This window comes from Labedaea rhizosphaerae (assembly GCF_004362825.1).
In the GTDB taxonomy this organism is placed as follows: Bacteria; Actinomycetota; Actinomycetes; order Mycobacteriales; family Pseudonocardiaceae; genus Labedaea; species Labedaea rhizosphaerae.
Genome location: NZ_SNXZ01000007.1, coordinates 279,444 through 289,677, shown reverse-complemented (window position 1 = coordinate 289,677; position 10,234 = coordinate 279,444). Strand labels below are relative to the sequence as shown.

General features: G+C 70.0%; 9 protein-coding genes. 3 read left to right on the top strand and 6 right to left on the bottom strand.

Going from position 1 to position 10,234, the window contains the following annotated elements; genetic code table 11:
• Nucleotides 1–4: 4 nt before the first annotated feature.
• The 4 genes from EV186_RS32060 to EV186_RS32045 all read right to left on the bottom strand — a co-directional run bounded on the left by EV186_RS32060 (nucleotide 5) and on the right by EV186_RS32045 (nucleotide 3,935).
• Nucleotides 5–1,345 (bottom strand): YcaO-like family protein, encoded by a 1,341-nt coding sequence (locus EV186_RS32060; protein ID WP_133853248.1) that lies wholly within the window; start codon nucleotides 1,343–1,345, stop codon nucleotides 5–7.
• A gap of 87 nt (nucleotides 1,346–1,432) precedes the next feature.
• Nucleotides 1,433–1,624 (bottom strand): hypothetical protein, encoded by a 192-nt coding sequence (locus EV186_RS32055; RefSeq protein ID WP_133853247.1) that lies wholly within the window; start codon nucleotides 1,622–1,624, stop codon nucleotides 1,433–1,435.
• A gap of 55 nt (nucleotides 1,625–1,679) precedes the next feature.
• Nucleotides 1,680–2,777, bottom strand: a complete 1,098-nt coding sequence (locus EV186_RS32050) for a serine hydrolase domain-containing protein (RefSeq protein ID WP_133853246.1) — start codon at nucleotides 2,775–2,777, stop codon at nucleotides 1,680–1,682.
• Between the two features lie 6 nt (nucleotides 2,778–2,783).
• On the bottom strand, nucleotides 2,784–3,935 hold the full coding sequence (locus tag EV186_RS32045) for a glycosyltransferase family 4 protein (RefSeq protein ID WP_133853245.1): 1,152 nt from the start codon (nucleotides 3,933–3,935) through the stop codon (nucleotides 2,784–2,786).
• Nucleotides 3,936–4,048: 113 nt separating this feature from the next.
• Here EV186_RS32045 and EV186_RS32040 point away from each other — a divergent pair, with 113 nt between their 5' ends.
• A complete protein-coding gene (locus EV186_RS32040; protein WP_166659424.1) occupies nucleotides 4,049–5,437 on the top strand; it encodes a serine hydrolase domain-containing protein in 1,389 nt (462 codons plus the stop codon).
• Nucleotides 5,438–5,473: 36 nt separating this feature from the next.
• On the opposite strand, the gene EV186_RS32035 is transcribed toward EV186_RS32040, so the two are convergent.
• On the bottom strand, nucleotides 5,474–5,848 hold the full coding sequence (locus EV186_RS32035) for an FKBP-type peptidyl-prolyl cis-trans isomerase (protein WP_133853243.1): 375 nt from the start codon (nucleotides 5,846–5,848) through the stop codon (nucleotides 5,474–5,476).
• Between the two features lie 118 nt (nucleotides 5,849–5,966).
• Between EV186_RS32035 and EV186_RS32030 the strand changes: the two genes are divergently transcribed.
• A complete protein-coding gene (locus EV186_RS32030; RefSeq protein ID WP_133853242.1) occupies nucleotides 5,967–6,848 on the top strand; it encodes a TauD/TfdA family dioxygenase in 882 nt (293 codons plus the stop codon).
• A 6-nt stretch (nucleotides 6,849–6,854) separates the two neighbouring features.
• On the opposite strand, the gene EV186_RS32025 is transcribed toward EV186_RS32030, so the two are convergent.
• A complete protein-coding gene (locus tag EV186_RS32025; protein ID WP_208115886.1) occupies nucleotides 6,855–7,829 on the bottom strand; it encodes an aldo/keto reductase in 975 nt (324 codons plus the stop codon).
• A gap of 253 nt (nucleotides 7,830–8,082) precedes the next feature.
• Here EV186_RS32025 and EV186_RS32020 point away from each other — a divergent pair, with 253 nt between their 5' ends.
• The gene (locus EV186_RS32020; protein ID WP_133853241.1) at nucleotides 8,083–10,203 is read left to right on the top strand and encodes a glycoside hydrolase family 15 protein; all 2,121 of its coding nucleotides are present in this window, start codon (nucleotides 8,083–8,085) and stop codon (nucleotides 10,201–10,203) included.
• Nucleotides 10,204–10,234 lie beyond the last annotated feature (31 nt).

The window sequence follows — 10,234 nt, the reverse complement described above, 5'->3', positions numbered from 1 at the left end:
TCCATCACGGCATCGGTTGTGGCCACGGGTTGAGCTCGCGGGTGCGTTGCACGCCGGTGGCCGCCGGGTGCTCGTGCCGGAGCCGGGCGTGACCGCGGTACTGGGCGAGCGGGATCAACGACATCGGCTGCATGGCGGGCACCAGCACGCGCACGACGCAGTAGCCGACCTGTTCGACCTCCCGCGGGCTCATGTCCACCGCGTACACGGCCATGCCCTTGTCGCCGAGCAACCGCAGCACGTGGGCGAGTTCGGCCTCGGCGGAGTCGAACGTGCGCGTGGCCGGCATGCTCGCCGGGCGCCGGTCGACGTCGTCCAGCAGGAACGAGAACGCCTTGCGGCGCGAGGCACGCCCCATGTACACCGCACCGTCGATGGGTTCGCTGAAATCGCGGTAGCGGCGCGGGGTGTTGAGCCGCTCCTTGAGCGCGGCGCGGACGGCCGCGGCCTCCAGGATCGCCTTCTCGGCGATGGCCGGGATGTCGAACCCCGTTGCGCAGGCGACGTTCTGCGCGACGCGGGTGTCGTTCGGCGCCTCCATCACGCAGTACACGGACGGGATCGCGACGTCGGTGGTCGCGTCGAACAGGTGCACCACCATCTGCCGGTCCCGGTACCAGTCGACCAGCTGCTGAGTGGCTGGCGAGATCGACGACGGGTCGATGCGTGGCAGCGGGAGCGACCGCAGCCACGCCACGGACAACGCGTCACGTTCGATCGTTTCGTACAGACCGCTGAGCAACGCGGTGATCGGCGTGCGGTGGATGGCGCACCCGGTGGAGATGGGCAGCCAGAAGTTCTCCTGCCGGGTCCTCGTCGGCAGCATGTGCGACATGACCAGCGGCACCAGCCTGGGTTCGCGGCTGATCAGTTCGATGCCCTCGACCCACCGGATCGGGGCGTCCGGGTCCGGCAGCACCAGCGGGCAGCCGGACCGGCGCAATTCCGCACTCGAACAGCGCGCGACGTCGTCGAGCGGCAGGGCGTCCGCGCCCAGCTCCGCCGCGGTCGCGGTGATCAGTTCGAACCGGCGCGCGTGCATCATCGCGTAGCGCTCCACGGCCTCGCAGATCGCGACCCGCCGGGCCAGCGCCGGGTCGTTCACCCCGCGACCGGCGCCGCCGACGCCCGGCGGGCCGGGGATGTCCTCGCCGCGGACGGTCGACACGTCCCCGCTCGAGGCGACGTAGAGCGAGACCTCCGGCGGCAGCCAGCCTCTGGTGTCGCCTCGCTGCGGCTCGGTGACCACGCCGAACGGGCCGACCAGGTCTTCGATGGCCCACCGGTCGCCGCGCGCGGGAACCGGCGTGGGGTCGAAGACCGGATGGGGCGCTGTGACAGGCATTTCACTCCCCGAGGTGTGCGGTGGCTGGGGCTGCCCGGCGGTGCGCCACTTTCGTGCCGGCGCACCGCCGGAGCCGACCCCGTCGGGTCAGCAGGTGCAGTCGTTGCAGAAGCCGGACGTGCCGATGCAGTCCGAACCGCCGACCACCTTGATCCGCTCTTCGCTGAAGTCGCCGAATTCCTCCTCGAAATCAGCGTCGGAACCGAATCGGACCATCCCCTCGGCGGGGATGAACTCGACCTCGTCGGTGACGATTTCCCTTGGCAGTGCCTGAGTCATCTCTTGGTCACCTCCTTCCAGCATCCGTGTCGAACAGGACATCTCGGGGCGCGGTTCACCCGGGAACCGCGCGGTCGCGGTCGAACAGGTCCGCGTGCAAGGTCTTCCCCAGCCGCAGGAAGACGTCGTTGTTGGCCGGGCCGACGCTGGACAGCGCCACCGCGACCGCGGTCGTGCTCGCCGGATCGCACAGGGCGGCGGTGACGTGGTGCGCCCGGATCGACCCCATGTGACCGAAGCAGCGCGCACCCCAGTCCGGGCCGAACCCCACCGCCGCACCACCGACGAAGAACCCGAGGCCGAAGGGCAGCGCGGGACCGCACGACCGGAATCGGAGCGTGCCGTGCGGCCGGACCAGCTCACGCAGGGTCGACGAGCCGACCACAGGGTGCGCGTCCTCATCGGCGGCGAGCGCGCGGGCCAGGTGTGCGTACAACCGCCGGTGGTCGTCGGTCGACGCGAAACCCCCGTATGCCGGATTCGGCCGCGTCGCGAAGGTCTCTTCGTCGGTGTCGCGCACCGGCTGGTAGTCCCGGTCCAGCGTGCGCCGGTGCACCGGCCGGCTCAGGCGTCCTTCGTCGATCAGGCCGAGGCCGGCGAGGCCCAGTGGCGTGGTCACCAACTCGGCGACGAGCTTGCTGATCGGTGCGCCGTACACCTGTTGCAGCACCCAGGCCAGCAGGTGCCAGCCCAGCGCGAGGTTGTAGATGGGCTCGCCGTACCAGGCACGCGGTCGCATGTCGGCCGCGAAGATCATCGCCACGTACTCGTCGAAACCCACGTCGTAGACGTCGGTGCGCACGAAGTTCGGCAGCCCGGCGGCGTGGGTCAGCAACTGCCGCAACGACAAGGCGCGGACCTGCCCGCCGGCGCCGGCGGGCGCCCACCGGCTCAGCGTGTCGTCCAGGTCGAGCAGTCCGGATTCCACGGCGTGGGCGATGCACAAAGTTGTCAACGGTTTCACCGCGCACCGCAGCTCGCCGATGTCCCCGACCGTGGCGGGCACACCGGGCGCCGCGTGCCCCACCGCGAGGTTCACCGCGATTTCGTCCCGGTGACCGGCGGACACGTACACGCCCAGCACGGCACCGGAGGCGACCGCCTCGCGGCAGGCCGCCGCCGTTCGCGGCAACCGCTCCTCGGGGTCCGGCACGGCCGATCACACCCCGGACGCGTTGATCACGGACTGGTACGCCTCCTGCAACCAGTCCACGTAGCGCGTCTGACTGAACTGCTCGGTCCACGTGATCCCGGCGCGCACCATGCTCTCGCGCGCCGCGGTGTCGGACAGCAGTTTGCGCGCCGCCGCGGCGAGCGAACCCGGGTCCTGTTTGGGCACGACCAGGCCGGTCTCGCCGTCGAGCACCGTTTCCTTCATGCCGCCCGAACGCGACACCACGAGCGGCACGCCGCAGGCCATCGCCTCGATCGGGACCAGGCCCAGCGGCTCCTCGTCGATGGTGGGGTACCAGATCAAATCCGCTGCCCGGTAAGCAGAACTGATCTGCTGCCGGTCGAAGCTCATGAAGTGCACGGCGTGGCCGACACCGAGTTCGTCGGCCAGCTCCACCAGCTCGCGCCGGAACTCGCGCACCTCCACGGGGTCGTCCACGATGTTCTCCGAGGCGCACAACACCAGCGAGCCACCCAGGTCGCGGTGGACCTCACCGAACGCACGCACCCCGCATTCGACGCCCTTCCAACGCAACAGCCGCGCCGGGTGGAAGATCACCGGTCCGGTCAGCTCGGTCAGCCGCTCGTCGCGCGGGCCGTCGACGGCGAAGTCGGCGAGGTCGATCCCGAGCCGTCGGGTGACCGCGGGACGGGTGCTGGGCAGCGCCTCGCGGAGGTAGTCGCTGATGAACACCACGAGCGCCCACGGCCAGTCGACCACGTCGGCGTAGAGGTGCTCACCGACCCGGTCGTGCAGTGAGTTCACGACCGGGACCTGCGCCACGTCCAGGCACGCCCGAGCCAGTTCGGGTCCGAAGTGGTGGGCGTTGTGGATGTGGATGACGTCGGGCCGGAACCGTGCGACCTCGTCGGCCAGCACGGCGGTGAGGCCGGCGACGGCGGCGGCATCGGGCGGCGCCGTCGGCGCGAGCCCGGCGCGGGTGGCCAGCAGCGCCTGCACCGAAATCGCGCGATGACGGTGCACCGGAACGACTCCCGGCGCCGGGGCGTCCTCACCTCCGGCCACGACCAGGACGTCGTCTCCGCGTGCGGCCAACTCCTGGCTGATGTCCCACACGTGGCTTTCGACGCCACCGAAGGTCGGCGGATAGGCGTGCGTGATCATCAAGACTCGCACTGGTCCTCCTTGGTCGCTGCGATCCCTGCTGCCTGTGTCGATCTCCCGGAAAACCGGGCATGATGCCACCAGCGCCGGCCCAGGCGCGGTGCCCGACGCGAGAGGAGACCGCAGTGCCAACTGTGCCCACTGTGGACACACGCGACGCAACCGCGGTGCTGCAAGAGTTCCGTGCCGCGACCGGGGTCACCGGTGTCAGCGCCAGCCTGTTCGACGCGACCGGCATCGTGGCCGAGGTGGCCTGCGGTGTCGCGAGCATCGAACGACCGCACGAGCCGATGACCCCGCGGACGGTCGGGCTGGTGTACAGCCTGTCGAAGGTCATGACCGGGACCGCGTTCGCCGTGCTCGCGGCGCGCGACCGGGTGGACCTCGACGAACCGATCAGCTCGTACCTGCCCGATGCCACCGGCAAGGATCGATTCGAGACGACGTCGATCCGCCACCTGCTGACCCACACGTCCGGCCTGGTCGGCGGACCCGTCCCGTTCACCACGGCCGTGCTCAGCGCCGACCCGCTCGAGCAGTACGCGCTCGGCGCTTGCCTTGGTGCGCCCCGGTTCGGCGAACCAGGCGAGGTCTTCGGCTACAGCGACACGGGCATCGTGCTGGCCGGCTACCTCCTGCAGCGGATCACCGGAAAGCCGTTCGCCGACGCGATGCGGGAGACCCTGTTCGAACCGGCCGGGATGACACGGTCCACAATGGACCCCCTGGTGGCCATGTCCTACCCACTGAGCCAACAGCACGTGCGGACCAAGGCCGGTGCGTGGACCGTACGCCGGAGGTTCGACGGGCGGCCGATGACCGCGCCGAGCACCGGCGCCTTCAGCACGACCGGAGACCTCGCGCGGCTCGGGATCGTGCACCTGCGCGGCGGTGATCGTCCTTTGCTGACCGAACAGGCCGCGGCACAAGCGCACACCCGCTACGTCGACGTCGGCCTGGACATCACGCGCGACTTCGGTCTTGCCATCGCGATCGGCCCGCGGCACGGCGACGACCTCGGCGTGGGGCACGAGGGCCACCACGAAGGCGGCTGGGTCAAGCTGCTGTTCCTGCCTGGGCTCGGCGTCGGCGTGGCGTGGCTGGACAACCACGGCGACGACCCGGCCATCACGCCGGTCCGCCAGCAACACTTCGACCGGTTGCTCGCGTTGCTCGGAGCCGGTCCCCGCTCGTGGCGGCGCGAAGGCGAATCGACCGTGTGCCCGGACCTGTCCGCGGTGGCGGGCACCTATCGGCGACCAGCTGGGCGGCCCATCCGGATCAGCTTGCTGCCTAACGGTTTGCGCGCCACCGACGGCGTCCACACGATCGACTACACGCACCTCGCGGACCGGATCTTCGTCGCGCCGGGCGAGATCGCGCCCAACCGCATTCCGTGGGCGCCCGACCCGGACTCGACGCGCTCGGCCCTGTGCGTCGTCGGTCCGGTGCCGCGGCCGACGCACATCTTGGTGAACGGCTTGCCCTACCGTCGTGACCATCACGGCTCCTAGTGCCCCTCGTCGTGCCTCGTTGCAGAAGGTCGTGCCCTAACCCACGGCCAGCAGGTCGACCACGAAGACCAGCGTCTCGCCCGGTCTGATCACCGTGCCCGCCCACTCGTCGCCGTAGCCGAGGTGCGGGGGGATCGTCAGCTTGCGTCGCCCGCCCACCCGCATGCCCGGCAGGCCCTGCTCCCAGCCGTCGATGAGCCACCCGGCGCCCAGCGGGAACCCCAACGGTTTGCCACGCTCCCAAGTGGACTCGAACGTGGCCCCCGTGGAGTGCGCGACCCCCACGTAGTGGACGAGCGCCTGCTTGCCGGGCGCCGCTTCGTCGCCGTCGCCGACGACGACGTCCTCGACGACGAGCTCGGCGGGTGGAGCGCCGGACGCGATCGTCACCACGGGTTCAGCCAAGGCCATTCCTGTCCTCCGTCCCACGAATTCGTTGCACGACAAGCACTTCACTCCGTACAGGCGGTGAAGTCCCGTGCTCACAACGAAAATTGACAGGCCCGCTCGACCGTGCATAATTTCGCTCATGGCGATGGTGATAACGGGATCGGATCCCGACGCAGCCCTGGACGCGCTCAAAACCCATGGGGTGGTGGTACTTCACGATCCCGATCGGACTCTCGACGGCTTCGTCGAGCTCACCGACCGCATCTTCGACATCGATCCGTACCACTCGGTCGCGACCCGGGAACGGGACGCGGTGGGCGCCAGCGGCACCAACGTCGCGACCGTGAACAAGGGCCGCGACGCCATGCCGCTGCACCGCGAGTCGTCCTTCCTGCCGACGCAACCGGACGTGGTGACGCTGTTCTGCCAGCACGCGCCGTCGCGCGGCGGGCAGACCACGGTGTGCGACGGGGTCGCCTTGCTCGCCGCGCTGCCGGAGCGCACCCGCGAGTTCCTGCGCGGCGAGGAACTGGTGTGGCGGTTCGTGTTGCCGATCGAGCGCTGGAGCGTCCTGTTCGGCACCCGTGACCCGGCCGCCGTGCCCGCGAAGGTCGCCGAACTGATGGCCCGGTTCGGCCCGGACACCACCTACGAGTTCGAGTTCGACGACCGCGGGAACCTGGACGGCACGTACCGCTCGCCATTCGTGACGAAGACGTTCTGGGGTGACACGGCCATTTCCACCAGCCTGCTCTACCACTACCACCGGCAGGGTCCGTTCATCGCCAAGCACCTTCATCGTGTGACCCTTTCCACCGGCGATCCGGTTCCGGACGACGTGGTGCACACCGTGGAGCGGTGTGCCGAACAACTCATCGAAGATGTGCGGTGGAGCACCAGCGACGTGCTTCTCATCGACAATTCCCGCGCCATGCACGGACGCCGGGCGATCGTCGGCGACGACCGGTCGATCGTGGTACGGCTGGGCCGTTACCGTTCCGGCATCGCCCGGGCGGCGTAGCGCCGATCAATCGGGCGGCTCGCACGAGTCCGCGAAATCCAGCCGTTTGACGTGGTCCTCGGTCAGCTCCACGTCATGTGCGCCAAGCAGTTCATCCAGTTGCGCGACGGTGCTGATCCCGATGATCGGGATCAGCTTCGGCGTGCGCAGCAGCCACGCCAGCACGACCTGGTTGACCGTCGCACCGAGCTCGTCGGCGGTTTCCCGCAGCGCGGCGAGGCGCGCCGCCGTGCCCGGGTGCTCGTACGCCTCCTGCATCGGTTTGTCCGCCCGGACGTAGGCGCCGGCCAGCAAGCAGTTGTACGTCCACAGTGTCAGGTCCGGCTCGGACCTGACGTAGTCGAGCGTCTCCTCCGTGGCGTGCAGGTGTCCGTGCCTCGGCAGCGGGGCGTGGACGCGGGGCTGGAGGTAGGAGTACCGCAACTGCAGGTTCGAGTAGCCCGCGCGGCCGTCGGCCCTGGCCAGGGTGCGTGCTCGCTCCACGGCCCAGGTGGCGTGGTTGCTGGCGCCGAGCATCCGGGCCTTGCCCGCGTCGACCGCGTCGGCGAGCGCGCCCACGGTGTCCGCGAGTGGTGTGGCGCGGTCCTCGATGTGGGCCCAGTAGACGTCGACATGATCGGTGCGCAGCCGGCGGAGGCTGTCCTCCAGTGCCGAACGGATCACCTGCGGGGACAGGCCCTCGGGGCCGCTCCCCCGCGCCGCGGGCAACGCACCGACCTTGGTGCCCAGCACCACGCGGTCGCGTGCACGCCGGCTGGCAAGCCACCGTCCGACGACCGCTTCACTTTCGCCACCCGCGCCGTTGTCCAGCCAGTAGGCGTAGTTGTCGGCGGTGTCGATCAGCGTTCCGCCCGCTTCGGTGAATCGATCCAAGATTGCGAACGAGATCGTTTCATCGACCCTGGTGCCCAGCCACATCGCACCAAGACACAAAGGACTGACTTGTCTTCCGTCTGCCAGTACGCGTTGGACCAGCGCCATTTGCTGCACCCCCGACGGTTGCGGCGAAGAAAGCGGCTTGGCCCACAGTCAAGGCCAGCCGACCCGGTCCCGAGCCGTGGACTGGACAACCCTGGACAACTCTGGACAAGGCTGGACGCCTCGCACGCCGTCGACCGGAACCGGTCCGCAAATTGTTTGGGTGATCTTGTTAGGTTCGGGGTACAGGTCCTAGGTGCAGACGCCTCGATTACTTCGCAAAAGCGTCACAGCCGGCGCGGCGGCGGCTCTGGTCGTGTCGCTCGGAATCGCCACCGGACCGGCTCAGGCGGCCGCGTCGAGCGGACCGGCGCCCGGTGCTCCGGGTACCGCCAGCGACTGGGTCCCCGGCGACAAGGCCGGCTTCGGCACGGCCAGGGGCACGGCCAGCAAGGTCTGGTTCACCCTGCACGCCGGTGAGATGAGCGAGATCTACTACCCGCGCATCGACACGCCCAGCACCCGCGACACCCAGCTCGTCGTCACCGACGGGCGCACGTTCACCGACCGGGAGAGCACCGACACCACCCACGAGGTGCGTCTGCTCGACCCGCGCAGCCTCACCTACCGGCAGACCGACCGCGCGAAATCCGGCAAGTACGTCATCACCAAGACCTACACGACCGATCCGGCTCGCTCGACGGTACTGGTCGACATCGACTTCCGCTCGCTGACCGGGCAGCCCTACCATGTGTACGTCCTGCACGACCCCGCCCTGTCGATGACCGGCGACGACGACACCGGCAAGACCCAGGGCGGTGCCCTGGTCGCGGGCGACGGGACGAACAGCGACGCGGTGCTCGTCTCGGGCGGGTTCACCAGGACGTCGAGCGGCTACCAGGGCGCCAGCGACGGCTGGACCGATCTGGCCGCCGACCACCGGATGGACTGGACCTACACCGCCGACAAGCCCGGGAACGTCGTGCAGACCGGCCGGACGAGCCTGACCGGTCTCGCCGGGCGGCAGCACGTCACCCTCGCCATAGGCTTCGGGTCAAGCACCACCGAGGCGCTGTCGACGGCGAAGTCCTCGCTGGACGCCGGCTTCGCCCCGGCCCTGGCCCACTACGCCGCCGGGTGGCACAAGTACCTCGCGACGCTCGCGCCGGTGCCGCACGCGGCCCGCAAGTGGGCGACGGAGTACCACGTCTCGCAGATGGTGCTCGCGGGCAGCGAGGACAAGACCTACCGCGGCGGCTTCGTCGCCTCGCCCGGCCGTCCGTGGGCCTGGGCCAACGTGCTGCAGTCGCTGGCGGTCTACCACGCGGTCTGGTCGCGCGACCAGTACGAGATCGCCACCGCCCTGCTCGCGATGGGCGACCGGGGCGCCGCCGACCGCGCGCTGGACTACCTGTTCGACGTGCAGCAGCGACCGGACGGGTCCTACCCGCAGAACAGCCGGCTCTCCGGCGAGGCAGTGTTCGGCGGGCTGCAGATGGACGAGGTGTCGTTCCCGACCGTGCTCGCCGCGCAACTCGGCCGTACGGGTCCTTCTGACTGGCAGCACGTGCGCAAGGCCGAGGACTACGTGGTCACGAACGGGCCGAGCACCCCGGGCGAGCGGTGGGAGAACGCGTCGGGCTACTCCCCCGCGACCATCGCCGCCGAGATCTCCGGTCTGGTCACCGGCGCCGACATCGCACGCGAGAACGGCGACGACACCCGGGCGCGGCGGTACCTGGCGGTGGCGGACTCCTGGCGCGACAGCCTCGGCAAGTGGACGGTCACCACCACTGGGCCGTACAGCGCCAAGCCGTACTTCCTGCGCATCACGCCCGACGGCGACGCCGATGCCGCGACCGAGCTCCAGCTCTCCGACGGCGGCCCGCTGATCGACCAGCGCAAGGTCGTCGACCCGAGCTTCCTGGAACTCGTCCGCCTCGGCGTGCTCGCGCCCGGCGACCCGCGCATCGTCAACTCGCTCGACGTCGTCGACCGGCAACTCGGCTACGAGACGCCGAACGGCCCGTTCTGGCACCGGGCCAGCTTCGACGGCTACGGCGAGAAGGCGGACGGCTCGCAGTGGGAACCCACGGACACCGGATCCGGCATCACGCACGGTCGCGGGTGGCCCCTGCTCACCGGCGAACGCGGCGAGTACCGGCTGGCCGCGGGGCTGAACGCCCGTGCCTACCTGGACACGATGGCCCGCTCGCGCGACACGTCGAGCTGGCTGCTGCCCGAGCAGGTGTGGGACGACCAGCCGCCCTCGGGCACCGGACCGTTCCAGCCGGGCACGCCGACGTTCTCGGCCATGCCGCTGGCCTGGACGCACGCGCAGTTCATCCGGCTGGCCGCCTCGATCGACAAGCGGGTGCCGGTCGAGACCCCGCAGCCGGTCGCGTGCCGGTACGCGAGCCCGGTCTGCGGTCACTGACCGAACGCCCGCGGCCCGATTTCGGCACACT

What these genes read in the sequence shown, in the direction of transcription:
- EV186_RS32060 (WP_133853248.1), bottom strand. Translation starts at nt 1,345, where the DNA reads ATGCCTGTCACAGCGCCCCATCCGGTCTTCGACCCCACGCCGGTTCCC.
- EV186_RS32055 (WP_133853247.1), bottom strand. Translation starts at nt 1,624, where the DNA reads ATGACTCAGGCACTGCCAAGGGAAATCGTCACCGACGAGGTCGAGTTC.
- EV186_RS32035 (WP_133853243.1), bottom strand. Translation starts at nt 5,848, where the DNA reads ATGGCCTTGGCTGAACCCGTGGTGACGATCGCGTCCGGCGCTCCACCC.
- EV186_RS32030 (WP_133853242.1), top strand. Translation starts at nt 5,967, where the DNA reads ATGGCGATGGTGATAACGGGATCGGATCCCGACGCAGCCCTGGACGCG.
- EV186_RS32025 (WP_208115886.1), bottom strand. Translation starts at nt 7,829, where the DNA reads ATGGCGCTGGTCCAACGCGTACTGGCAGACGGAAGACAAGTCAGTCCT.